At 71.4% G+C, this 24,510-nt stretch carries 22 protein-coding genes and 1 pseudogene; 17 read left to right on the top strand and 6 right to left on the bottom strand.

Annotation, left to right across the window (positions count from 1 at the left end; translation table 11 throughout):
* Positions 1–131: 131 nt before the first annotated feature.
* From ACFYNP_RS36480 to ACFYNP_RS36425, 12 genes and pseudogenes are all read left to right on the top strand, one after another.
* Entirely contained in the window at positions 132–1,100 is a 969-nt protein-coding gene (locus tag ACFYNP_RS36480; protein WP_388791577.1) for an NADPH:quinone oxidoreductase family protein, read from the top strand.
* A complete protein-coding gene (locus tag ACFYNP_RS36475; RefSeq protein ID WP_388791575.1) occupies positions 1,097–2,278 on the top strand; it encodes an acyl-CoA dehydrogenase family protein in 1,182 nt (393 codons plus the stop codon). The genes ACFYNP_RS36480 and ACFYNP_RS36475 overlap by 4 nt, the downstream gene beginning before the upstream one ends.
* Complete coding sequence (locus ACFYNP_RS36470; RefSeq protein ID WP_388791573.1) at positions 2,275–3,375, top strand: acyl-CoA dehydrogenase family protein; 1,101 nt, start codon at positions 2,275–2,277, stop codon at positions 3,373–3,375. Before ACFYNP_RS36475 ends, ACFYNP_RS36470 begins: the two co-directional genes overlap by 4 nt.
* A 73-nt stretch (positions 3,376–3,448) precedes the next feature.
* Positions 3,449–3,953 (top strand): annotated as a pseudogene (locus tag ACFYNP_RS36465) (DinB family protein).
* A gap of 143 nt (positions 3,954–4,096) precedes the next feature.
* Entirely contained in the window at positions 4,097–5,692 is a 1,596-nt protein-coding gene (locus ACFYNP_RS36460; RefSeq protein ID WP_388791571.1) for an ABC transporter substrate-binding protein, read from the top strand.
* Positions 5,693–5,715: 23 nt separating this feature from the next.
* Entirely contained in the window at positions 5,716–6,681 is a 966-nt protein-coding gene (locus tag ACFYNP_RS36455) for an ABC transporter permease (protein WP_388791569.1), read from the top strand.
* The gene (locus ACFYNP_RS36450; protein ID WP_388791567.1) at positions 6,674–7,576 is read left to right on the top strand and encodes an ABC transporter permease; all 903 of its coding nucleotides are present in this window, start codon (positions 6,674–6,676) and stop codon (positions 7,574–7,576) included. Before ACFYNP_RS36455 ends, ACFYNP_RS36450 begins: the two co-directional genes overlap by 8 nt.
* Positions 7,577–7,587: 11 nt before the next feature.
* The gene (locus ACFYNP_RS36445; protein WP_388791601.1) at positions 7,588–8,568 is read left to right on the top strand and encodes an ABC transporter ATP-binding protein; all 981 of its coding nucleotides are present in this window, start codon (positions 7,588–7,590) and stop codon (positions 8,566–8,568) included.
* Positions 8,561–9,220, top strand: a complete 660-nt coding sequence (locus ACFYNP_RS36440; protein WP_388419217.1) for an ABC transporter ATP-binding protein — start codon at positions 8,561–8,563, stop codon at positions 9,218–9,220. The genes ACFYNP_RS36445 and ACFYNP_RS36440 overlap by 8 nt, the downstream gene beginning before the upstream one ends.
* Positions 9,221–9,457: 237 nt before the next feature.
* Positions 9,458–9,652 (top strand): hypothetical protein, encoded by a 195-nt coding sequence (locus ACFYNP_RS36435; RefSeq protein WP_100576307.1) that lies wholly within the window; start codon positions 9,458–9,460, stop codon positions 9,650–9,652.
* Positions 9,649–10,821, top strand: a complete 1,173-nt coding sequence (locus tag ACFYNP_RS36430; protein WP_388791565.1) for a winged helix DNA-binding domain-containing protein — start codon at positions 9,649–9,651, stop codon at positions 10,819–10,821. The genes ACFYNP_RS36435 and ACFYNP_RS36430 overlap by 4 nt, the downstream gene beginning before the upstream one ends.
* Before the next feature lie 149 nt (positions 10,822–10,970).
* Positions 10,971–12,542 carry a hypothetical protein gene (locus ACFYNP_RS36425; RefSeq protein WP_388791563.1) on the top strand — a complete coding sequence of 524 codons (1,572 nt, stop codon included), beginning with the start codon at positions 10,971–10,973 and terminating at the stop codon, positions 12,540–12,542.
* Between the two features lie 19 nt (positions 12,543–12,561).
* Here the strand turns inward: ACFYNP_RS36425 and ACFYNP_RS36420 are convergent, their stop codons facing one another.
* The 3 genes from ACFYNP_RS36420 to ACFYNP_RS36410 all read right to left on the bottom strand — a co-directional run bounded on the left by ACFYNP_RS36420 (position 12,562) and on the right by ACFYNP_RS36410 (position 15,636).
* Positions 12,562–12,963 (bottom strand): DUF779 domain-containing protein, encoded by a 402-nt coding sequence (locus ACFYNP_RS36420; RefSeq protein ID WP_388419211.1) that lies wholly within the window; start codon positions 12,961–12,963, stop codon positions 12,562–12,564.
* Positions 12,964–13,069: 106 nt separating this feature from the next.
* Positions 13,070–14,521: an amino acid permease gene (locus tag ACFYNP_RS36415; RefSeq protein WP_388419309.1), complete on the bottom strand. Its 1,452-nt coding sequence runs from the start codon at positions 14,519–14,521 to the stop codon at positions 13,070–13,072.
* A 158-nt stretch (positions 14,522–14,679) separates the two neighbouring features.
* The gene (locus tag ACFYNP_RS36410; protein WP_388419307.1) at positions 14,680–15,636 is read right to left on the bottom strand and encodes a hypothetical protein; all 957 of its coding nucleotides are present in this window, start codon (positions 15,634–15,636) and stop codon (positions 14,680–14,682) included.
* A gap of 456 nt (positions 15,637–16,092) precedes the next feature.
* Here ACFYNP_RS36410 and ACFYNP_RS36405 point away from each other — a divergent pair, with 456 nt between their 5' ends.
* The 3 genes from ACFYNP_RS36405 (at position 16,093) to ACFYNP_RS36395 (ending at position 21,240) form a co-directional block, all read left to right on the top strand.
* Entirely contained in the window at positions 16,093–18,300 is a 2,208-nt protein-coding gene (locus ACFYNP_RS36405; RefSeq protein WP_388791561.1) for an RICIN domain-containing protein, read from the top strand.
* A 98-nt stretch (positions 18,301–18,398) separates the two neighbouring features.
* Positions 18,399–19,844 carry a glyceraldehyde-3-phosphate dehydrogenase gene (locus tag ACFYNP_RS36400; RefSeq protein WP_388419207.1) on the top strand — a complete coding sequence of 482 codons (1,446 nt, stop codon included), beginning with the start codon at positions 18,399–18,401 and terminating at the stop codon, positions 19,842–19,844.
* A gap of 154 nt (positions 19,845–19,998) precedes the next feature.
* Complete coding sequence (locus ACFYNP_RS36395) at positions 19,999–21,240, top strand: PP2C family protein-serine/threonine phosphatase (protein WP_388419205.1); 1,242 nt, start codon at positions 19,999–20,001, stop codon at positions 21,238–21,240.
* Positions 21,241–21,392: 152 nt separating this feature from the next.
* Here ACFYNP_RS36395 and ACFYNP_RS36390 read toward each other — a convergent pair whose 3' ends face one another.
* The 3 genes from ACFYNP_RS36390 to ACFYNP_RS36380 form a co-directional block, all read right to left on the bottom strand.
* The gene (locus tag ACFYNP_RS36390; RefSeq protein WP_167162163.1) at positions 21,393–21,548 is read right to left on the bottom strand and encodes a DUF6131 family protein; all 156 of its coding nucleotides are present in this window, start codon (positions 21,546–21,548) and stop codon (positions 21,393–21,395) included.
* 140 nt (positions 21,549–21,688) lie between these two features.
* On the bottom strand, positions 21,689–22,084 hold the full coding sequence (locus tag ACFYNP_RS36385; RefSeq protein WP_388791559.1) for a hypothetical protein: 396 nt from the start codon (positions 22,082–22,084) through the stop codon (positions 21,689–21,691).
* A gap of 93 nt (positions 22,085–22,177) precedes the next feature.
* Positions 22,178–23,143 carry an LLM class F420-dependent oxidoreductase gene (locus ACFYNP_RS36380; RefSeq protein ID WP_388419201.1) on the bottom strand — a complete coding sequence of 322 codons (966 nt, stop codon included), beginning with the start codon at positions 23,141–23,143 and terminating at the stop codon, positions 22,178–22,180.
* A gap of 213 nt (positions 23,144–23,356) precedes the next feature.
* Between ACFYNP_RS36380 and ACFYNP_RS36375 the strand changes: the two genes are divergently transcribed.
* On the top strand, positions 23,357–23,578 hold the full coding sequence (locus ACFYNP_RS36375) for a hypothetical protein (protein ID WP_388419200.1): 222 nt from the start codon (positions 23,357–23,359) through the stop codon (positions 23,576–23,578).
* 111 nt (positions 23,579–23,689) lie between these two features.
* On the top strand, positions 23,690–24,364 hold the full coding sequence (locus tag ACFYNP_RS36370; protein ID WP_388419199.1) for an HAD family hydrolase: 675 nt from the start codon (positions 23,690–23,692) through the stop codon (positions 24,362–24,364).
* Positions 24,365–24,510 lie beyond the last annotated feature (146 nt).

The following is a 24,510-nucleotide window of genomic DNA, read 5'->3' as shown; positions in this document are numbered from 1 at the left end:
CGGGCTCCGGCGGGCCCTTTCGCCGGCGGCAAGCGACCGCTTAGTATGCCCGGAGCAGTGGAACGTACTCAGCGGTGCGAACGTACTCAGCGGTACGCAGCCGTATCGCGCCCGGCGTGTGGAGGCCCCGAATGCAGGCATGGCGAGTGCACGAGAACGGCGAGCCGGGCGAGGTGATGCGGCTCGACGAGGTCGACCGGCCGGAGCCGGGCCCGGGCCAGGTGCTGCTGCGGGTGCGGGCCGCGAACATCAACTTCCCCGACGCGCTGCTCTGCCGAGGCCAGTACCAGATCAGGCCGCCGCTGCCGTTCACGCCCGGCGTGGAGATCTGCGGCGAGACCGGGGACGGCCGCCGGGTGATCGCCAACCCCGCGCTGCCGCACGGCGGGCTCGCCGAGTACGTCGTCGCCGACGAGGCGGCCCTGCTGCCCGCGCCCGAGGCGCTCGACGACGCCGAGGCCGCGGCCCTGCACATCGGCTATCAGACCGGTGTGTTCGGGCTGCACCGCAGGGCGCACCTCCAGGAGGGCGAGACGCTGCTCGTGCACGCCGCCGCCGGGGGAGTGGGCAGCGCGGCCGTCCAGCTGGGCAAGGCCGCCGGGGCCCGTGTCATCGGTGTCGTCGGTGGATCCGAAAAGGCGGCGGTCGCAAGGGAGTTGGGCTGCGACCTGGTCATCGACCGGCGCACCGACGACATCGTGGCCGCCGTGAAGGAGGCCACCGGCGGGCGGGGCGCCGACGTCGTCTACGACCCGGTCGGCGGCGACGCCTACGCCAAGTCCGCCAAGTGCGTCGCCTTCGAGGGCCGGATCGTGATCGTGGGCTTCGCGAGCGGATCCGTTCCGGCGCCCGCGCTGAACCACGCCCTGGTCAAGAACTACTCGATCGTCGGACTGCACTGGGGTCTGTACGCGCAGAAGGACCCGGCCTCGATCGTGCGCTGCCACGAGCAGCTCACCCGGCTCGCCGCCGAGGGCGCGATCAAGCCGCTCATCAGCGAGCGGGTCCCGCTGAAGGACGCCGCGGCAGCCGTGCAGCGTGTCGCCGACGGCACGACCACCGGCCGTGTGGTCGTCCTCCCGGACGGAGCCGACCGATGACCGACGCCGCCGAACTGCGCACGCTCGCGCGGGAGTTGCTCGCCGCACACCCGCCCGCCGACACCGCGCCCCTCGACTTCCTCAAGGCCCGATTCGATGCCGGGCTCGCCTGGGTGCACTATCCCGTGGGGCTCGGCGGCCTCGATGTACCACGCTCGCTCCAGGCCGTCGTCGACGCCGAACTCGCCGCCGCCGGGGCGCCCGACAACGACCCCCGCCGGATCGGCATCGGCCTCGGCATGGCCGCGCCGACCGTCCTCAGGTACGGCACCGAGGAGCAGAAGCGGCGCTTCCTGCGGCCCCTGTGGGTGGGCGAGGAGGTCTGGTGCCAGCTGTTCAGCGAGCCCGGCGCGGGCTCCGACCTCGCCGCGCTCGGCACCCGCGCGGTGCGGGACGGGGACGACTGGGTGGTCGACGGGCAGAAGGTGTGGACCTCCAGCGCCCATCTCGCCCGCTGGGCCATTCTCATCGCCCGCACCGACCCCGCCCTGCCCAAGCACCAGGGCATCAGCTATTTCATCTGCGACATGACCGACCCGGGCGTCGAGGTCAGGCCGCTGCGGCAGATCACCGGTGAGGCCGAGTTCAACGAGGTGTTCCTCACCGGGGTGCGCATCCCCGACGCCCACCGGCTCGGCGAGGTCGGCGCGGGCTGGAAGGTCGCCCAGACCACCCTCATGAACGAGCGGGTCTCCATCGGCGGCATGCGCATCCCGCGCGAGGGCGGCATGATCGGCCCGGTCGCCCGCGCCTGGCGGGAGCGGCCCGAACTGCGGACCCACGATCTGCACCAGCGGCTGCTCACCCTGTGGGTGGAGGCCGAGGTCGCCCGGCTCACCGGCGAGCGCCTTCGCCAGCAGCTCGTCGCGGGCCAGCCGGGGCCCGAGGGCTCCGGCATGAAGCTGGCCTTCGCCCGGCTCAACCAGGAGATCAGCGGCCTGGAGGTCGAACTCCTCGGCCAGGAAGGCCTGTTGTACTCGGACTGGACCATGCGCCGGCCCGAACTGGTCGACTTCACCGGCCGGGACGCCGGGTACCGCTATCTGCGCTCGAAGGGCAACTCGATCGAGGGCGGCACCAGCGAAGTGCTCCTCAACATCGTCGCCGAACGCGTCCTCGGCCTGCCCGCCGAGCCGCGCAACGACAAGGACGTCGCCTGGAAGGACCTGGCCCGATGACCGCCGAAGAAGCCACCCCGGACCTGCTGTACTCCGAGGCCGAGGACGACCTCAGGGCAGCCGTGCGCTCCCTGCTCACCGACCGCACCGACACCCCCGCGGCCCTGGCCCGCGCGGAGTCGGACACGCCCTACGACCCGGAGCTGTGGCGTGCGCTCGGCGCGGGCATGGACCTCGCGGGCCTGCTCGTGCCGGAGAAGCTCGGCGGGCAGGGCGCCTCGCACCGCGAGGCCGCCGTCGTTCTGGAGGAGATCGGCCGCTCGGTGGCCCCCGTCCCGTTCCTCACCAGCGCGGTCATCGCCACCGAGACCCTCCTGGCGCTGGGTGACGAGAACGGCGAAGTGGCCTCCTTGGTCAGGGAGTTGGCGTCGGGTCACCGGACCGCCGCCCTCGTCGTGCCGTTCTCGGCGGGCCCGCACGCAGTGCGGCTGCCCGGGACACTGGCCGGGGCCGTCTCCGCGGTCGCGGACGCGGCCACCGCCGATGTGCTGCTCGTACCGACGGGCGAGGGGCTGTACGCCGTCGACGCGGCCGAGGCCACGATCGTCCCCCTCACCCCGCTCGATCTGACCCGCCCGCTCGCCGCCGTCACCCTCGACGGCCTGCCCGGCACCCTGCTCGCCGGGCCCGGCGTCACGCACGCCGCGGTGCGCCGGGGTCTGCTCGCCGGGGCCGGGCTGCTCGCCTCCGAACAGCTCGGGGTTGCCGAGTGGTGCCTGACCGAGACGGTGACGTACACCCGCGAGCGCAAGCAGTTCAACCGGCCGGTGGGCTCCTTCCAGGCGCTCAAGCACCGGATGGCGCAGCTCTGGCTGGAGGTCGTCTCGGCGCGCGCCGCGGCCCGCAACGCCGCCGACGCGCTGGCGACCGCCAGCCCCGAAGCGCCGCTCGCGGCCGCGGTCGCCCAGGCGTACTGCGCCCGGGTCGCGGTGCACGCGGCCGAGGAGTGCGTGCAGCTGCACGGCGGCATCGGCATGACGTGGGAGCACCCGGCCCACCTGTATCTGAAGCGGGCCAAGTCGGCCCAGATCGCGCTCGGTTCGGCCGGCGAACACCGGTCGGCGATCGCCGGCCTCGTCGATCTGCAAGCGCCCTGACGGCGAGCCGGCGTTCCTGTCCATCCTGCGGACGGGAACGCCGGCCCGCTGGAGCGCTGGGCATGATCGACCGATGAGCGAGTACCAGCGCACCGCGCCCTCCAAGACGGCCGACGACCGTACGTCGCTGACCGCGTTCCTCGACCACCAGCGCGAGACCCTGGCCTGGAAGTGTGCGGGTCTGAGCGCGGACCGGCTGAGGACGAAGGCCGTGCCGACCTCGGGCCTCACCCTGCTCGGCCTGGTGCGGCACGCCGTGGAGACCGAGCGGAGCTGGTTCCGGCTCGTGCTCGGCGGTGAGCGCCTCACCTCGTACTGGCCGCGCACCGTCACGGGGGATTTCGGCGAGTTCGACGTCGAGGACGCCGACGTGGACGAGGCGTTCGCGGCCTGGCGGGCCGCCTGCGAGGACTCGCGGTCGGCGGCTGAGGCCGTCAACTCCCTCGACGAAACAGTGGAGTTCAGGGGCGAGCATATCCCTGCGGTACATCCTCACCCACATGATCGAGGAGTACGCCCGCCACAACGGCCACGCCGATCTGCTCCGCGAGGCGCTCGACGGCACGACCGGCGAATAGCCGCCGTCGCCGCCGCTCCCGCCGGCCCCGGTCCGCACCTCACGCGGATCGGGGCCGTCCGCTTTTGACCAGCCCTTTACGTGGAGGTTTAATTGCGATTTGTTCGCAATAGCAGATGATCTTCAGCAAGGGGTGTGGGCCGCATGACCGCCCGTTCCATACGTGCCACGGCCGCCGCCGTGCTGGCCGGAGCGCTCGCCGTGGGCGCCGGTGCCTGCTCGAACCCGGGTGGCGGATCGGGCGGGAGCGGGAAGAAGGACTCCGCCGTCGTCGGCATCGCCCACGAACCCGAGACGCTCAGCCCGCTGCTCGGCTACGGCAAGGACGGCAACTCCAAGCTGTTCGACGGCCTTCTCGCCTTCGACGCCGGCATGGAGCTGAAGCCCGCGCTCGCCACCGCGCTGCCGGACGTGAGCACCGACCGGCTGACGTACACGTACAAGCTCCGCCAGGGCGTGAAGTTCAGCGACGGCAAGCCGTTCTCGGCCAAGGACGTCGTCTTCACCTACACCAAGATCCTCGACCCGAAGACCAACAACCCGTCCAAGGGCGAACTCGACGCGGTGAAGTCCGTCGAGGCCAAGGGCGACGACACGGTGGTCTTCACCCTCAAGTACCCCTACGCCCCGTTCGCCGAGCGGACCGTCCTGCCCGTGGTCCCCGAACACGTGGCGGCCCCGCAGGACGTCAACTCGGGCGCCTTCTCCAGCGCGCCCGTCGGCACCGGGCCGTACACCCTCGCCAAGTGGTCGAAGGGCGAGAAGATCACCTTCACGGCGAACCCCACGTACTGGGGCGGCGCCCCCGCGGTGAAGAAGTTCACCATGGCCGTCGTCAAGGACGACGACATCCGCGCCACCCGGCTGCGCACCGGCGACCTCGACGGCGCGATCCTGCCGCCGAACCTCGCCAAGACCTTCAAGGGCGACAAGGGCAAGAAGACGTACACCGCGAAGACGTACGACTACCGCAACGTCACCCTGCCCACCGGCAACCAGGTCGCCGGCGACCCGGCCGTGCGCCAGGCGCTCGACCTCGCCGTGGACCGCGGGGCCATGGTCGACCGCATCCTGGAAGGCGCGGGCAAGCCCGCCTACGGACCCGTGCCGACCGGCAGCGAGTGGTTCGCGGCCGGCACCGAGCGCGCCCACGACCTCGACCGGGCCAAGCGGCTCCTGGACGACGCGGGCTGGAAGCCGGGCGCGGAAGGGATCCGCGAGAAGAACGGCGTCAAGGCCGCCTTCCCGCTCTGGTACCTCTCGGGCGACAAGCTCCGCCAGGACCACGCCCTCGCCTTCGCCTCCGACGCCAAGAAGGCGGGCATCGCCGTCACCACCCAGTCCGGCACCTGGGAGGTCATCGAGCCCCGGATGAAGCAGGACGCGGTCCTCGCCGGCGGCGGCTCCCCGGGCGATCCCGACTTCGACCAGTACAACCTGCTCAAGTCCTCGCTCGCGGGCGACGGCTTCAACAACATGGCCTCCTACGCCAACCCCACGGTCGACCGGGCCCTCGACGACGGCCGCCGCAGCGGCGACCGGACCGTCCGCAAGGCCGCGTACGACACCGTCCAGCGCGAACTCGTGAAGAACCCCGGCTACACCTTCCTCACCCACGTCGACCACCTCTACGTCGTCAACGACACCTGGGACGGTCTGTCCACCCAGGTCGAACCGCACGATCACGGACTCGCCTCCGGTCCCTGGTGGAACGTCGAGAAGTGGGCGCCGAAGAAGTGAGCCGCCGCCTCCCGTGGGGGGCGATGGCCCGCATGACGGGACGGCGGATCCTGTCCGCCGTCCCCGTCCTGCTCGCCGTCACCTTCGGCGTCTTCGCGGTCGCCGCCGCCTCCCCCTTCGACCCGGTCAAGGCGTACGCGGGCACCGCAGGGCTCACCGCGTCACAGGCCGACCTGGACCAGCTGCGCGCCAACCTCGGCGTGGACCAGCCGCTCGTGCACCGCTGGTGGGACTGGGTGACCTCGGCCCTCACCGGCGACCTCGGCGACTCCAGCGTGCTGCGCCGGCCCGTCGCCGACGTGATCGCCGAACGCGTCGGCTGGTCGGCGCTGCTCGCCGCGACCGCGTTCGTCCTCGCGATCCTGCTCGGCACCGCCCTCGGAGTGCTCGCCGCGCGCCGTCGCGGCGGCCTGCTCGACCGCTCGGTCAGCTCCGCCGCCTACACCCTCGAAGCCGCCCCCGCCTTCTGGCTCGGACTGCTCGCCATCTGGCTCTTCGCCCTCAAGCTGGACGTCCTGCCGTCCGGCGGCCTCACCGACACCGCGAGCGACACCGTCACCGCCGGTCAGGTCCTGAGCCACCTCGTGCTGCCGGCCGCCGTGCTCGGCCTCTCCCAACTGCCCTGGTTCTTCCTGTACGTACGCCAGGGCGTCGGCGACGCGCTCGCGAAGGACCCGGTGCGCGGGGCGCGGGCGCGCGGCATCGCCGAACGCACCGTCCTGACCGGGCACGCCCTGCGCTCCGGGATGCTGCCCGTACTGACCCTGATCGGCTCCCGGGTGCCCGAGCTGATCACCGGCGCGCTGCTAGTCGAGACGGTGTTCAGCTGGCCCGGCATCGCCGCGGCCACCGTGCAGGCCGCGACCTCCGTCGACTTCCCGCTGCTCGCCGCGCTCACGGTGCTCGCGACCGCCGCCGTGCTCCTCGGCAACCTGGTCTCCGACCTCCTGTACGGACTCGCCGACCCCAGGGTGGGATTCGATGGCTGACATCCGCCCCGCCCGTGCGAACCGCCCCGCCCGTGCGAACCGCCCCGCCCGTGCGATCCGCCCGGGCCGGTCGACCCGAACCGTGCGCGTGGGCTCCTCGGCCGCCGTCATGGCGGCCGTGCTCCTCGCCGTCCTCCTCGTGCCGCCCCTCGTCCAGCTCGACGAGCAGGCCGTGGATCTGGCCCGCAAGCTCCAACCCCCTTCCTGGTCACACCCGTTCGGGACCGACGACGTAGGACGCGACCTGCTGCTTCGCTGTGTGTACGGGCTCCGGGTCTCGCTGATGGTCGGAGTCGTCGCGGCCCTCGCCGCCACGCTCATCGGCACCGCCGTGGGTGCGCTCGCCGGGGCGTTCGGCGGCTGGACCGACCGGGTCCTCATGAGGCTCGTCGACACCTTCTCGTCCGTGCCGCACCTGCTGCTCGGCATCTTCGTGGTGGCGATGTTCCGCCCCGGCGTCTGGCCGGTCGTGGTCTCGGTCGCGCTGACGCACTGGCTGTCCACCGCCCGTATCGTCCGGTCCGAGATCCTGTCGCTGCGCTCCCGGCCCTACATAGACGCGGCGATCTCGGGCGGAGCCTCGCGCCTGCGGGTGGCGGTGCGCCATCTCCTGCCCGGCGTGGTGCCGCAAGCCTCCCTGGCCGCGGTTCTCATGGTGCCGCACGCCATGTGGCACGAGTCCGCCCTGTCCTTCCTCGGCCTCGGTCTGCCCGCCCACCAGGCGAGTCTCGGCAACCTCGTGCAGAGCGCGCGCGGCTCGCTCCTGGCGGGGGACTGGTGGCCCACCCTGTTCCCCGGCCTCCTCCTGATCGGGCCCACCCTCGCCATCGCGGGCCTCGCCGGGGCCTGGCGGGAACGGCTCAGCCCGCGCCGACGATCGGAGCTGATGCTGTGACCGCCGGAGCGATGCCGGACCGGGCGGAGCCCGGAGCGGCCCCACCCGCGCTGTCCGTACGGAACCTCTCCGTACGCTTCCGGATGCGGGGCGGCGGGCACATCGCCGCCGTCACCGACGCCACCTTCGACCTGGCGGCGGGGGAGTGCCTCGTCCTCGTCGGCGAGAGCGGCTGCGGAAAGTCGGTCCTCGCCTCCGCGCTGCTCGGACTGCTGCCCGCCAACGCGGGCGTGGAGGGGGCCGCGCTGCTCGACGACGGTACGGACCTGCTCACCGCCGACGAGCGTTCGCTGGCCCGCGCGATACGGGGCAGGCGCATCGGCCTCGTACCCCAGAGCCCGGCCGCACACCTCACACCCGTACGGACGGTGCACAGTCAACTGGCCGAAACGGTAAGGGAGTTGACAGCCGTCCCGCGCAAGGGCCTGAGGCTCGCGACGCGAGCCGCGGCCGAGCGGGCCGCCTTCCCCGCCGGCCATCTCGACCGCTACCCGCACGAGCTGTCCGGCGGTCTCGCCCAGCGCGCCGCGACCGCGCTCGCCCTGGTCGGCGACGCGCCCCTGCTGCTCGCCGACGAACCGACGACCGGCCTCGACCGGGCCCTGGTCGAGCGCACGGCCGACGAGCTGCGCCGCACCGTGGACGAGGGCCGGGCGCTGCTGATGATCACGCACGACCTCGCGGCGGCCGCCCGGATCGCGGACCGGGTCGCCGTGATGTACGCCGGCCGGATCGTCGAAATCGCCGACGCCACCAGCTTCTTCGGCGAGCCGGGTCCCCGGCACCCGTACGCTCGTGGTCTGCTCGATGCCCTGCCGGAACGTTCCTTCAGGCCGATTCCGGGTATGCCACCGGAGTTGGGGGACCTCCCGGCGGGGTGTGCTTTCGCACCTCGCTGCGAGCGGGCCGACGCGCTCTGCGGCACCCGGCCGCGGTTCGACGACCGGACCGCCTGCCACCACGCCCCTGCGGAGGACCCCAGCCGTGCTTGAGCTCAGCAACATCACCGCCGGCTACGAGCGGGGCAGGCCCGTCGTGCGGGACGTGAGCCTGGCCGTGGCCCGCGGCGAGGCGGTCGGCCTGCTCGGCCCCAGCGGCTGCGGAAAGTCCACCCTGGCCCGGGTCGCCGCCCTGCTGCACCGGCCGGACGCCGGAACCGTCGTCCTCGACGGCACCACCGTCCACGACTACCGCCACCGCGCGCCGCGCGCCCTGCGCACCACAGTGGGCTTCGTCTTCCAGTCGCCCCGGCTCTCCGCCGATCCGAGGCTCAGGCTGCGCGACCTCATCGCCGAGCCGCTCAAGTCGACCGGGCGCCGAATCGAGATCCGCGAGCGCGTCGACGAACTCGCCCACGCCGTGGGCCTCGGCGGTGACCTGTTGACCCGGGGTGCCCACGAGGTCAGTGACGGACAGCTCCAACGCGCCTGTCTGGCGCGGGCGTTGGTACTCCGCCCCCGTCTGCTGATCTGTGACGAGATGACCGCCATGCTGGATGCTTCGACGACGGCCGCGTTGGTGGCGGCGGTCGAGGCCTACCGCCGTGAGACCAAGGCGTCCCTGCTGGCCGTCGGCCACGACCAAGTGCTCCTCGACCGCTGGTGCGACCGCACGGTGAGCTGGACGGCCCCCGCGGCGGCGTGAGCGGCGCCGGCCGTCGGCGTGAGCGGCACCCGGCGTCGGCGGTGCCGGGCGCGCGGGATGCGTGCGGAGGTGCGTGCGGAGGGGCGTGGGCCCTACGCGGGCGTGCTCACGCCGGGTAACGGGGTCACACGCAGTCAACACCCGTACGGCGGACATGTCTTGAGCCGGTCGGCGGCGTCTCCTCCGCCACACTGTCGCCCGAATGCCGCGAATCCGGCGCGGCGGAGGAGGCTCGTCATGGCTGTTTCCATCTCGGTGGTCCTGTTGCTCGTGGTCCTCGCGGTGATCTTCCTGAGGAGCGGCGGGCTCAAGCTCTCGCACGCCGTCGTCTGCGCCCTGCTCGGCTTCTTCCTGGCCGGTACGAGCATGGCGGCCACCATCCAGGACGGGCTCAACGCGACGGCGGGTGTGGTCGGTAGCCTCAAGCCATGAGGAGACGCCCGAGGATCACCGACGCGCAGCGGCGTGCCCGCCTCGGCGCGCGCCACCTGCTCTCCCCGGCGGCCCGCGCGAGCACTTCGGAGGCGGTCGCCCAGGCGGTGCTCGCGCTGCACGCCACCGACCCCGCGTCGGTGTACCTCTCCGTCGCCGCGCGTCTGGAGGATCCCTCCGTGGCGGACCTGGAACGCGCGCTGTACGTGGACCACACGCTGGTGCGCATGCTGTGCATGCGGCGCACGATGTTCGTGGTGCCGCGCGAGCTCGCCCCCGTCGTGGACGCCTCGACCGCGCGTGCGGTGGCCGCGCGCGAACGCCGCAACCTCGCCAAGGTCATCCGGGAGCAGCTCGGCCTCGACGACCGCTGGTTCGCCGAGACCGAGGCGGCCGTGCTTGCCGCATTGGAAGAGCGCGGGGAGGCGACGGCGGCCCAACTGGCCGACGCCGTACCGGATTTGAAGTCCCAGATCGTGCAGGCCGAGGGCAAGCCGTACGAGGCCCGGCCGCGCATCACCAGTCGCTTCCTCGGGGTGATGGCCGCCGAGGGCCGCATCCGGCGCGGCCGCCCGCTGGGCACCTGGGCCTCCAGCCAGTACCGCTGGATCCCCGCCGAACCGCACCCCGAACTGCCGCTGGACGAGGCCAAGGCGCACCTTGCCGCGCGATACCTGGCGGCCTTCGGCCCGTGCTCCACCGAGGACGTCAAGTGGTGGACGGGCTGGACCCTCACCGACACCCGCAAGGCGCTGGCCCGCACCGAAGCGGTGGAGGTCGACCTCGACCACGGCCCCGGTCATGCGCTGCCCGCCCACCTCGAAGCCGCCGCCGAGCCCGAACCCTGGGTGGCGCTGCTCCCCGCGCTCGACCCCACGCCCATGGGCTGGCGCGACCGCGACTGGTACTTCGACGCCGGCCACAAGTCCGAACTGTTCGACTCCAACGGCAACATCGGGCCCAGCGTGTGGTGCGACGGACGCGTCGTGGGCGGGTGGGCGCAGCGGAGCGACGGCGAGATCGTCACGGAACTCCTGACGGCCGACGGTGTGGGTCGCGAGGCGCGCGCCGCCATCGACGGCGAGGCGGCCCGGATCACCGCGTTCTTCGCCGAGGTACGTGTCAAACCGAGCTTCCGCACCCCGCTGGAGCGGCGGCTTGCGCGGTGACGGTCCCAACGGGGCCGCGGTGGGCCTGTGTTGCGTGCGCATGAAGCAAACATGAAGCACCCTCATCTTCCATGGACACTTCAAGCGGTGGCCCCTAACGTCCGGTGGCGGCGCGACGACTTTCGTACGTACGCACACCAAGGAGCCGCATGTCCCGCAGAGCGCTCGCCCGCGCACTGGCCCTGACGCTCGCCGTCACCGCGAGCACCCTCGTGGGACCGGCCGGCGTCCGGGCCGCCGAGATACCCAAGGCCCCCGGCCACCGTCTGGTCAGCCAGTACGAGGGTGCCCCCGCGACCGCGCAGCCGGTCCCCGCGAAGGCCCCCGCCCAGAACCCGTTCATGGCGGCCAACGGCCGCAACGGGATGCACGGCGACTCCTGGGGGAGCGGCACCCACCCGTACTCCGGGCCGCTGGGCCGCGACCCGCAGGTCACCAGCGAGCAGATCGCACCGCTGGGCGGCGAGTGCGCGACCGCCACCTTCGACACGGCGGGCCGGCTCCTCACCGTGTGCGGCACCTTCCAGGGTTTCAAGCTGAAGCTCCTCGACCCGCACAGCCTGGCCACCCTCGCCGAGTACCAGCTGCCGCAGCGCTCCTCCACGGTCGAGGCGATCACCCGGCTGGACTTCGAGAAGATCTTCAAGGACACCTCGGGCGGGGCCTACTTCTACCTCGACAACCAGGACCGCGTGGTCCTCGCCGACTCCCGCCACCACATTCTGCGGATCGCGCACCACCAGGCGGCGGACGGCAGTTGGTCCTTCGCCGTCGACGACGACTGGGACCTGAGCGGGGTGGTTCCGCACGACTGCGTCAGCTGGACCAACCTCTACCCCAGCGGCACCTGCGACCCGGTGACCTCCGTGATGCCGGACTGGCAGGGCCGCATCTGGTGGGTGACCCGGCTCGGCCGTGTCGGCACGGTCGACCCGGCGACCGGGGCGGTCCACTCCGTCCAACTGGCCGGCGAGGAGATCCAGAACTCGTTCTCGGTGGCCGAGGACGGCGTCTCGATCGTCTCCGACCACGCCCTCTACAGCTTCCGGGCCGCCGCCGACGGCACCCCGGTCGTGCGGTGGCGCCAGACCTACGACCGGGGGACCGGCACCAAGCCCGGTTCTGTGAACCAGGGTTCGGGCACCACGCCCGACCTGTTCGGCGACGGCTATGTGGCGATCACCGACAACGCGGACGACCGGATGAACGTCGTCGTCTACCGGCGCGGCGACGACGTGCCGGACGGACAGCGCGAGGTGTGCCGGATCCCCGTCTTCGGACCGGGGCAGTCGACCACCGACAACTCCCTGATCAGCTGGGGCAACAGCCTCGTGGTGGAGAACAACTACGGCTACGAGAACCTGACGTCGCTGACCTTCGGCCGCAGTGTGGTCGGTGGCGCCACCCGCATCGACGTGCGCGCGGACGGCAGCGGCTGCGACACGGTCTGGCAGAGCGCCGTGCGCTCGCCGTCGGTGGTGCCGAAGCTGTCCACCGCCAACGGGCTCGTGTACTTCTACGAGAAGGAGCCCAACGCGCTCGGCATCGACGCCTGGTACCTGACCGCCGTCGACTTCCGGACCGGCGCCACCCGCTGGAAGAAGCTCACCGGCACCGGCCCCGCCTACGACAACAACTGGGCCCCGATCACCATCGGCCCGGACGGCACCGCCTACATCGGCGTGTTCAACGGCATCGTGGCCGTGCACGACCGGGGCTGACGAACGAGGGGCGGCGGGTTCAGATCAGGCGCGACCGGATGAGGAACCGCACCCCTTCCGGCGCTTCGAGCGAGAACCCGCTGCCGCGGCCCTCCACCACGTCGACGATCAGCCGGGTGTGCCGCCACAGCTCGTACTGGCTCGTCGACATCCAGAACGGCACGGTCTCCTCGACGCCGGCGACCGCGAGGGAGGCGAGCAGGACATCGGAGCCACCGGTGCGGAACTCGCCCGCCGGGTAGCACATGGGGGCGCTGCCGTCGCAGCAGCCACCCGACTGATGGAACATCAGGGGACCGTGCGCCGAGCGCAGCGTGCGTATCAACTCGGCGGCCGCGGGCGTCAGTTCAACGGCACGCGCGGGCTCTTCGGCCCCGGCCGTCCTGGGTCCGGCCCGGTCCGGGCGGTCTGCGGGCGTCATCTCTTCCTCGCTCCCGCGGACCGCGCGGCGGCCCCCGACGGGCCGTGCCGCGCGGTCCGGCGGCCTCAGCCCACCATGCCCGGGGTTGCGGTCGGGTTGCAAGGCATCAGATGAGGTCCATCGCGGCCACCTCGTCGGGGCTGCCGTAGCTGACCGGCCCCTGGAAGCGACGACGGGCCGTGGCGAACCACCAGACCGTGGCGATGAGCAGCACCACGCCCAGCGCGATCGGCGCGTAGTTGAACGAGTCGACGGTGATGGGGGAGCCCTGCGGCAGCATGAACAGCACGCTGCTGAGCACGATCCAGATCACGGCGACCGCCGCGACCGGCCGGCCCCAGCGGCCCAGGTTCCACGGGCCGGGCTGGAAGTCGTTCAGGCGCAGCCGCAGGAAGATGGGCACGCCGTACGCCAGGTACAGGCCCACCACGTTCACGCTGACGATGGCGGTGAAGGCCGTGTGCGACCACCAGCCCGGAATGATCAGCACGAGCGCGCAGGCCGCGGCGAGCCACACCGCCTTCACCGGGGTGCGGGTGCGCAGCGAGACCGAGTGCCACCAGCGCGAGCCGGGCATCGCCCCGTCACGCGAGAAGGCGAAGATCTGTCGGGTGTTGCTGGTCATGTTGGCCAGACCGCAGAAGAGCATGGCGCCGATCACGATGAGCAGGAGCAGCTTGGCGGTGCCCATGCCGAGCGCGTCGACGAGGATCTGCACGGGCGGAGCCGCCGCGCCGATCTCGGCCGCGTAGTCCCGGATCGCGTACACCAGGGCGAGCATCAGGACGAGCCCGGCGAGGGCCGAGTAGATGATCGCGCGCATGATGCCCTTGGGCGTGTTGACGGTGGCCCGGACCGTCTCCTCGGACATGTGGAAGCTGCCGTCGAAGCCGGTGAACGTCCAGCTCGTGACGAGCAGGCCGAGCATCGCGGCATACAGGCCGTTGTCGAAGCCGGTGCTGTTGACGAAGTGGGTCGCGAAGGAGACCGGCTGGTGCGAGGAGGGCTTCACGGTGAGCGCCACGACGATCACCACCATGCCGATCAGGAGCCACCACACGGAGATCCGGTTCACCACGGCGACCAGCTGCACGGTGTAGGTGTTGGCGAGCGCCTGGAGCAGCAGGATCGCCGTGGCGATGCCGACGGTCTCCTGCGGAGTGCCCTCGTAGGACGGCCACTGCATCGTGATGAACGCCTGGATGAAGGTGGCGGCGGCGTAGTTGGTCGCGGCCGTTCCGCCGACCTGGCCGACGAAGTTCAGCCACCCCGTGTACCAGGACCAGGCGCCGCGGTGCCGCTTGGCGAGCTTGCCGGCGGAGAAGTACAGGGCGCCGCTGGTGGGGTAGGCGGAGGCGATTTCACCCATCGCGGCGCCCACGAACAGCACCATGACGGAGACGCCGATCCAGCCGAAGACGAGAATCCGGGGACCGCCGGCACCCATTCCGAAACCGAAGGCGGAGAAAATTCCCGAGATTATGTTGATGATGGTGAAGGATATGGCGAAATTGTCGAAGGCGTGGAATCTCCGGGTGAGTTTCCGGGGATATCCCATCGCATGCAGAGTGGCATCGTCGTCCAGCGCCACGGTTGATTCGCGGCCTTGGCCGGGTGGGCGGGTACGGGATTTCTGCTGGGACACAGTGGCAACCTTTCCTCGGGGGTGAAAAGACGCATGGGTCTCGCGGTCGGGCCGTGGTCGCCCGGTGGTGGTCAGGCAGGCGCGGGGGTCGGCAGGCCGCAGGAGCGCCTGGCCCTCGTCAGCTGTTCCCCGGGATCGCCGAACACGCTCCAGGGCATGCGCGAGGCGTAGGGGCCCATGGCCGTGAGGACTTCCCGTGCTTCGAATTCGCGCTTCGCCATGAACAGGGCGTGCGCGAGATAGGCAAGATCGAGAACCGGAGTGAACCGGTAACTCGACGCCTGGGGAAACCAGTTGTGGTAAATGCCCAGGGTGGTCGTGGCCCATTGCGGCTGCTGCCAGGTGTGATCCGCGAGCAGCGCCTTCGGGTCGTAGTCCTCCACGAGCGCGACCAGCGGGAGCAGGCGCAGCGCGGAGGTCGCGGGCGCCCGGTGACTGAGGAACGAGGCGACGTCCCACCGCGCGCTCGCCGAGCCGCCGTGCCGGGTGAAGAAACAGGCGAGGAACCGGTGGTGGGCCTCTCGGTGCCACGGGTCGAGCCGCAGCACGTGCGAGAACATCTGCCAGGGGCCCGCGGGCGCGGTCAGCAGTCCCCTGGGGGCGGGGTCACGCGGTCCATCGATACGGGCCAGGGCGAGTTGGGCCACCCAGGGGGTCGGATCCTGGGGCAGCAGTCGTGCCGCCCGCACGCACGCCGCCTGTGCTATGCGCAGCAGGGCGTCGGCCCGCGAGTCGCCCGCGTCGGCCGTGCGCAGCGCGCGGATCATCGCCACGCGCGCCCCCAACAGGGCCGCCTCCGGCCCGGGTTCCTCCGCCATCCAGCGTTCGGCGAGGTCGGAATCGGCCGCCTCGGACGCCAGTACCAGAGAGCGGTGAGCCCTCAACTCCCAGTCCCCGCGCGCCTCTTGGAGGACGTTGTGGGCGCCCAGGTACCGTCCGGCGCGCACGTCCGTGCAGGCCCGGGCCAGCTCGCGATCGTCGGCCGCCGGATGCCACACGTAGTGTCCCTCGAACGAGCCGGCAGCCACGATCCTCTCCCCGTCCCCGCAGACCACACCCTGCGCCCTACGAATTCCAGCCATGCTGAATTCCGCCGGAGCCTGAGCGCTTACGCAGGTTCACCGACAGCGACCCACACCTTACTCATCCTTTAGGCATATCGAAACTCGCCGCCCGGAATATCTGCTTCCGTGCCCATTGGGGAAGGGTTCGGCCGCGCGCTTATTCATTGGCTCCGAGTCAGTTTTCGATGGCGCATTCCCGCCCCTTGGTGCAGATATGCATCTGGCATATGCGCAACGGGTCGGGTCGGTCTTCGCCGCGCGCCGTGGTCGTCCCGGTCCGGCACAAAAGTCCAAGCCCGGCCGACGGATGTCCGTGGACGGTGCCGCACGGGGTGCACAGACTGCCCACCACGCGGTCGGCCGTCGTGCCGGCGAGCGCCGTGCACCCCACGTCCGTGGGCTCCACCCGAAGGAGTGCCCGTGTCCTCCCCCACTTTCAGAGCAGTCGCCGCGGCCGTGGGCGCCGCGGCGCTGGCGCTGGCCGCCGCCGTAGCGCCCCCCGCGGCGGCCGCGACCCCCACCGCCACCTACACGATCGGCGTCGGAACGCCGGTGCCGTACGGGCACCCGACGGACACCCCCGCCTCGGCGTACGTCGACAAGGACGGCACCTTCTACTTCCAGCAGTCGGCCGCCCTCTACGGCGCGAAGGACCCCCGGTACTGGGACTTCTTCACCGGCACGGACATGGACAGCGCCACGCGGTCGAGCGCGATCAGCGACGCGGTGAACCCGGCCAACGCCAACGACAAGAACAATGACACCACGTGGCGCTGCAACAACAGCCCGACCGGCGTCGAGGCCAGCTACGCCGTCGGCAACGCGGGCTACTCGCAGAAGAACTACTGCGATCTGTCCGGGATGTGGGTCGACCCGGACACCGGCGACTGGTACGGCCTGGTGCACAACGAGTTCACCCCGGCGCCCTTCGGCGACGGCATCCACTTCGACGCGATCGACTACGCGGTCTCCAAGGACCAGGGCCGCACCTGGACCATCAAGGGCCACGCCATCACCTCGCCGTACAGCACCAAGCGCGGTGACACGACACAGTTCCCGCACGAGACGTACTCCTACGGCGACGGCGACCAGCGGCTGTTCGTCGACACCGCCTCCGGCTACTTCTACGTCTACTACGGCTCGCGGATCGTCGCCAAGGGCGGCAACTGGGAGGACAGCCTCGCCCATGTGGCACGGGCGCCCATCTCCTCCAAGATGGCGCGGGGCTCCTGGCAGGAGTGGTACGACGGCCACTGGTCGCAGCCGGGCGTGGGCGGCCTGGAGAGCAACATGGTCCCCGTGGACGGCTCAAGTTCCAGCGGATACACCCCAGTTGCGGGTGACTACAACCCCGCCAACGCGGGCACCGTGAGCCAGCAGATCGCGGCGGGCCAACTCCCCGCCAAATCACCGCTGTTCGTCATGAACATCACGTACAACGCCTACCTCGGCCTCTACATCGGCGAGCCCGAGGCCGTCAACGGGACGGCGCCGCAGCGCTTCTACGCCACCGACGACCTGGCGAGCCAGAAGTGGCACCTGATCGGGGACACCGGCGGTTACACCAACAACTCCTGGTACCGCTGGTTCCTGGACGGCGCGAACCGCACCAACTCCACCATCGTCGGCAAGACCTTCCGCTCCTACTGCTCCATCGACTGCCAGGGCGGCGCCGACGGCGAGTACGTGGACGTCACGATCGGTTCGTCGACGCCCGCCGCGCCACCGGTGGACATGACCCGGGCCTACCGGATCGCCAACGGGGACGGCCGTGTCCTCGCCCAGAGCGCCGGGAGCGCGGCCACCACCTCCGCTGCCGCGCCCACCGGATCGGCCCTGGAATCCTGGGTGTTCAGCGCGAACGGCGACGGTTCGTACCGCATCGCCAACGCCTCGACCGGGCAGCTCCTCGGTGTCCCGGCCACCTCCAAGGCGGGGCGCGCCTGGGGCGCCAGGCCGACGGTCACCGCCGCCGGGACGGGCGGGCCCACGGTCGGGCAGCAGTGGTTCATCGTCCCCGTGACCTCCACCGGCTCCTACCGTCTGGTCAACCGCTACAGCGGTCTGGTGCTCGGGATGTCGTCGGTGTCCGGCCGTTCCGCCGAGACCACCCCGACCCGCAGTTGGACGGACACCACGGGCAGCGCGGTCGGCGGCGCCCGCAGCGCGGCCGAGCAGACCCTCACCCTGACCCCCACCGGCCCGGCGCCGGGCGGGCCGCTCGACGGCCCCCACACCCTGGCGGCCTCGGGCAAGTCCCTCGACGACCCCGACCACTCGACGACCCCGGGCACCCAGCTCATCACCTGGAGCCCCAACGGCGGCCCCAATCAGAGCTGGACGCTCACCCGGCAGTCCGACGGCAGCTACCAGATCGCGAACGGCGAGTCGAAGCTGTGTGTCGACGTGACCGGCAGCTCCACGGCGGCCGGCGCCAAGGTCATCCAGTGGACCTGCACCGGTGGCGCCAACCAGCGCTGGGCCGTCACCGCGGCCTCCGCCGGCGGCTACACCGTGCGGTCCCAGTCCAGCGGGCTGCTGCTCACCACCGCGTCCGCGTCCGACGGGGCGGTCGTCACCCAGCAGCCCGACACCGGATCGGAACTACAGCGCTGGTCCATCGGCTGAGGCGGCGGGAGGTGACGGGCAGGCGGCGGGCACCACTTGAACGATCAAAATCGGAGGGGGTTAGCATATGAGCGCCGCCTAGCTCGAAAGATGAACCTGTGACTGTCAATGACGACTCGTTCACCAACTGGAAGAACCGCGAGGAGATCGCGGAGTCGATGATCCCCGTCATCGGGAAGCTGCACCGCGAGCGGGACGTCACGGTCCTGCTGCACAGCCGCTCCTTGGTGAACAAGTCGGTGGTCAGTCTTCTGAAGACCCACCGATTCGCCCGCCAGATAGCCGGGGAGGAGCTCTCGGTCACCGAGACGCTCCCCTTCCTCCAGGCTCTGACCACCCTCGATCTCGGCCCCTCGCAGATCGACATCGGCATGCTCGCCGCGATGTACAAGGCGGACGACCGCGGTCTGTCGGTCGCGGAGTTCACCGCGGGCGCCGTCATCGGCGCCACCGGTGAGAACAAGATCGAGTGCCGTGAGCCGCGCGACGTCGTCCTCTACGGCTTCGGCCGCATCGGGCGGCTCGTCGCGCGGCTGCTCATCGAGAAGGCGGGTTCGGGCAACGGGCTGCGCCTGCGGGCCATCGTGGTCCGCCAGGGCGGCGAGCAGGACATCGTCAAGCGCGCGTCGCTGCTGCGCCGTGACTCCATCCACGGCCAGTTCCAGGGCACGATCACCGTCGACGAGGCGAACAGCACGATCATCGCCAACGGCAACGAGATCAAGGTGATCTACGCGGGCGACCCATCTGAGGTCGACTACACGGCGTACGGGATCAAGAACGCCATCCTCATCGACAACACCGGCAAGTGGCGCGACCGCGAGGGCCTCTCCAAGCACCTGCGCCCGGGTGTCGACAAGGTCGTCCTGACCGCGCCCGGCAAGGGCGACGTGCCCAACATCGTGCACGGGGTCAACCACGACACCATCAAGCCGGACGAGCAGATCCTGTCCTGCGCCTCCTGCACCACCAACGCGATCGTGCCGCCGCTGAAGGCGATGGCCGACGAGTACGGCGTACTGCGCGGCCACGTGGAGACCGTCCACTCGTTCACCAACGACCAGAACCTGCTGGACAACTACCACAGCTCCGACCGCCGGGGCCGCTCCGCGCCGCTGAACATGGTCATCACCGAGACCGGTGCCGCCTCCGCCGTCGCCAAGGCGCTGCCCGACCTCAAGGCGCCGATCACCGGCAGCTCGATCCGCGTACCGGTGCCGGACGTCTCGATCGCCATCCTCAGCCTGCGGCTCGGGCGCGAGACCACCCGCGAGGAGGTCCTCGACCACCTCCGCGACGTCTCGCTGACCTCGCCGCTGCGTCGCCAGATCGACTTCACCACGGCGCCCGACGCGGTCTCCAGCGACTTCATCGGCTCGCGGCACGCCTCGATCATCGACGCGGGCCCGACCAAGGTCGACGGCGACAACGCGATCCTCTACCTCTGGTACGACAACGAGTTCGGCTACTCCTGCCAGGTCATCCGGGTCGTCCAGCACGTCTCGGGGGTCGAGTACCCGACCTACCCGGTGCCGGTCCTCTGACCGCACCCGCCCGCTGACCCGGAGGGCGGCCGGATGCCGAGCGCGTCCGGTCGCCCTTCGGCGTACGCGCGCCGCCCGGCGGGCCCGTTCCGCCGATGCCGCCTATCGTGAAGAGCGCGAGATCGAAGCGGCCTCACGCGAGCAGGTGCACTCTGTGAACGGATCCGGCATCGACTTCGAGGCGGTCTTCCGAGCGCTGCCCGCCCCGGTGGCGCTGCTCACGACCGACCTCGTGTACGCCGACGTCAACGACGTGTTCCTGCAGACGACCGGACGCGGCCGCGAGGAAGTCATCGGCCGCTACCTGTTCGACGCCTTCCCCGACAACCCCGGAGACCCGGACGCCAGCGGCATGCGCAACCTGATGGCCTCGCTGCGCCGGGTGGCGGCCACCGGGGAACGCGACGCCATGGCCCTCCAGCGCTACGACGTGGAGGATCCGGCCCGCCCCGGAGTGTGGGAGGAGCGCTACTGGAGCCCGGTGAACACGCCCGTGTTCGACCGGGACGGCAACGTGGTCCTGCTCCTGCACCGGGTCGAGGAGGTCACCGAGCTCATCCGCGCCCGCGCCCGAGGCCGAGCCGGCGCGACCGACGAGGACCGGACCAAGGTCCTGGAGGCCGAGCTGTACAGCCGGGCCAGAGAACTGCAAGAGCTCAACGAGCAACTGCGCCGGGCGCACGCCCGGGAACACGAGGTGGCGCTCTCGCTCCAGGCCGCGATGCTGCCGGCGCCCGGGCCGCTCGGGGAACGTCGTGCCGCCGTACGCTATCTGCCCGCCGTCGGAGCACTCAACGTGTGCGGTGACTGGTACGACCTGGCCGAGCTGCCCGGGGGCCGGCTCGCGGTCGCCGTCGGTGACGTCGTCGGGCACGGTCTCGCGGCGGCCGGCGTGATGGGTCAGCTGCGCAGCGCTCTGAGTGCGGCGTCCCGGGTCGCCGAAGGGCCTGCCCGGGCCCTGGAGGTGCTCGGTCTGTACGCCCGGTCGGTGGCGGGTGCGGAATCCGCCACCGCGTTCCTCGCCGTCGTCGACTGGAACGGGAACACCCTCAGCTACAGCAGCGCCGGCCATCTGCCGGCCGCGCTCGTGCACGCGGACGGCGGAGTCGAGTTCCTGGACGGCGCGACCGACCCACCTCTTGGCGCCCGCCCCGAGCACGTCGCCCGCCCGGAGGCGACAGCGGCCTTCACCGACGGATCGGCGCTCGTCCTCTACACGGACGGGCTGGTCGAGCGCAGGCACGAGGACATCGACACCGGACTGCGCCGTCTCGCGGACGCACTCGCCCGCCACCACGGAGCCGACCCCGAAGCCTTGGCGGACGCGGTCCTCGGGGACCTCGTACCGGCCGGGGGAGCCACCGATGACACGGCGTTGATCGTCGTCGGTCTCTGAGATCGACGACCCTCCGACCACTGACCGGACGGCTGTCGGCTGTCGGAGGGCACGCTCCCGGGTCGTACCCGCCACGGGTACGGCCCGGCGAGCGCCCTCGTGCGACGGACCCACCGGGCGCAGTCCGCGGAGTGCGCCCGGTCGGCCGCCGTCTACCAGTAGTGTCGCCGCCCGCCGACCGCGTGGCCGACGGATCCGAGGAGCCACAGGATGGCTCCGATGACCAGCAAGATGATGCCGATGGTCCACAGGATGGAGATGCCGGCCACGAAGCCGACGACGAGCAGGATGATTCCGAGGACGATCATGATGTCCTCCGATCTGGCAGAAGGGGTTCCAGCTCCTGCTCTCCAGAGTAGTTCCGAGCCCGCCACAAGGGACCGTTCGCGTACGGCCAATCTGTCTCCGGCTCTCCGCCGCGCAGGTGGCCGTGGGCGAACCCGACTGCTCAGGCCGGCTGTCCGTTGGACAGCCGGAGCTGGAGGTCGACCTCCTGGTCGCCCGCCGCGCTGCCCGCCGTCTCCACCGAGAAGGCCGCGGCGAGGGTGTGGCGGAGCCGTTCCACCGCCACGGGTCCGCCCTGGAGGTCCGCGGTGACGGGCCCGGCGAGGATCACCCCGTCGACTTCGGCCGGAGCGTGATCGGCACGGAAACTGCCGGTCCAGGTGGCGGGCCGGGGCCCCTCACGGCGGCCGGGCACATCGTCGTCGCGGTCGGAGTCGAAGTGGCCGGCGAGGACGCCGAAGACCGCTTCCGCGTCGGCCGCGGAGCATTCGCCGAGCATGACGTGCACCAGGTCGGGGGAGTCGGCCGCGGGGGAGGTCGGGGAAGCTGAGTCGTTCACGCTGTTCTCCGTGGTTGTCGCTCTGTGGGGGGTGTCGTGCTGAGGGCCCGGCCGGCGCCTACGGGCCGGGAACGCCTACGGGGCCGGGTGGGTTCAGAGTTCGCGCAGGGCCGGGAGCAGCTTCTTCTCGGCCCAGTCGATGAAGGGGAGTTGGTGCTCGCCGCCGACCTGTACGAGGGCGATCTCCGTGAACCCGGCTTCGGCGTAGGGGCGTACGGCCTCGACGAAGTGGTCGACGTCGTCGCCGCACGGGATCCCTTCCGCCACGTCCTGCGGGGTGACGAAGCTGGTGGCGCCCTCGAACCCGGAGGGGCCCGGCAGTTCCGAGTTCACCGGCCAGCCCGCGAACGCCCAGCGGAACTGGTCGTGCGCCCGGGCGATCGCCGCGTCCCGGTCGGGGTCGTAGCAGATGGGCAACTGCCCTACGCGGGGCTTGCCTTGGCCGCCGTGCCGGTCGAAGGAGTCGATCAGTTCCTTCTTGGGCTCGGTGGCGATGACGAGATCCGCGAGCCGGCCCGCGAGGGAGCACGACCGCTCGCCCGAGACCGCGACGCCGATCGGCGGCAGTTCGTCCGGCAGGTCCCACAGCCGGGCGTCGGCGACGTCGAAGTAGGCGCCCTGGTGGTTGACCGTCTCACCGGAGAAGAGCGCACGGATGATCTCGACGGCCTCTTCGAGCATGTCGAGGCGCACCTTGGCGGTGGGCCAACCACCGCCCGTCACATGCTCGTTGAGGTTCTCGCCGGAGCCGAGGCCGAGCCGGAAGCGCCCCTGGGACAGCGACTGCATCGTCGCCGCCTTCTGCGCCACGACGGCCGGGTGGTAGCGGATCGTCGGACACGTCACGTACGTCATCAGGGGAATGCGGCTGGTCGCCTGCGCCGCCGCGCCGAGCACGCTCCAGGCGTAGGGGGCGTGCCCCTGGGACTCCAGCCACGGGAAGTAGTGGTCGGACGTGACGGAGAAGTCGAATCCGGCCCGCTCGGCCGCGACCACGCCCTCCACCAGGGCGCGGGGGTTCGCCTGCTCGGTCATCATTGTGTAGCCGATTTGCACCATATGTCACCCTTTGCCGAACCGTCCCAACCGAAACCTCCTCCTTCACCCGGCCGTCGGCACCCCGGGTACCCGGTGCGATGGCGCCCACGCGGGTCGGGGGTGGGGCGAGGGCTTGGCGCCGGGCCCGGGGGTGCCCGGCCGGGCCGTAGGTTTCGGCTGCGCGGGCGGGGCAACCCGACCAGGCAGACACGGTCATCCCCGCAAGGAGTCGTCGTGGTCCTCGTAGCCGTTCTGCTGCCCAACCTCATGATGGTCGCCGTGCTCGCCCTCGGGCGGTACGAGGAGTACATGCTCGGCGGGGACGAATCCGCCGCGGCGCCACCCAGGCGGCACCTGGTCGCCGTACCGGACCTGCCGTCCACGGAGCTCGCGGCGCACGGGGAGGCACAGCCGCCGTACGACCGTGCGGCCGTGCGCCGCCGACACGCGGCGTGACCCGCCGCGTCCCCGTGGCGAGGTGTTGTGGGCCGGGAACGGCGGCATGATCGGCACGGGCACTTCGGGCAACAGCACTTCAGGCAATGGCGGAACGAAAGGCGTGAGCGCATGGCACGTGCGGCTCTGTTCGACGTCGACGGCACCCTCGTCGACACCAACCACCTGCACGTCGTCACCTGGTGGGAGGCGTTCCGCCAGTCCGGACACGAGGTGACGACGCACGACATTCACCGTGCCATCGGCCTCGGCTCGGACGACCTCATCGGGCGGCTGCTCGGCGAGGACCGGGACCGGGACGAGGACGAGAAACTGTCCGCCGCCCACACCGCCCTGTACGGCACCTATTTCGAGCGCCTGCCCCCGCTGGACGGCGCCCGTGACCTGCTGCGCGTGCTGGCATCCAGGGGCTGGCGCATCGTGCTGGCCACCTCGGCGGGCGGCCCGGAGCTGAAGGCGCTGCGCCGGGCCATCGACGCCGACGACGTCATCGAGGGCGTGGCCAGCGCCGACGACGTGAGCGAGGGCAAGCCCGCCCCCGATCCGGTGCACCGGGCCCTCGAACTGGCCGGGGCCGACCCCTCCGAGGCGGTGTTCGTGGGGGACACCGTGTGGGACATGAAGGCGGCCCGCTCCGCGGACGTGCGCGCCATCGCCCTGCTCGCCGGCGGAATCGCCCGCGCGGACCTCGAAGAGGCCGGAGCCCAGGCCGTGTACGGCGACCCCGCCGAACTGCTCTCGCAGCTGGACACCAGTGTCTTCGCCCAGCTGGAGCGCACGGACTGACCCGAGGGCACGGCGGGGCACGGCAGTCGAAGCGGGGCGCCCGCCCCCCCCCCCCCCCGCGGGGGGGGCGGGCCGGGGGGGCGGGGGCCCCGGGCGGGGGGGCGGGGGGCGCCCCCCCCCGCCGCGGGACCCCGGGTGGGGCATAT

Source organism: Streptomyces sp. NPDC006691, from assembly GCF_042869955.1.
In the GTDB taxonomy this organism is placed as follows: domain Bacteria; phylum Actinomycetota; class Actinomycetes; order Streptomycetales; family Streptomycetaceae; genus Streptomyces.
The sequence above is the reverse complement of the archived record's forward strand: the minus strand, read 5'-3'. Positions and strand labels throughout refer to the sequence as shown.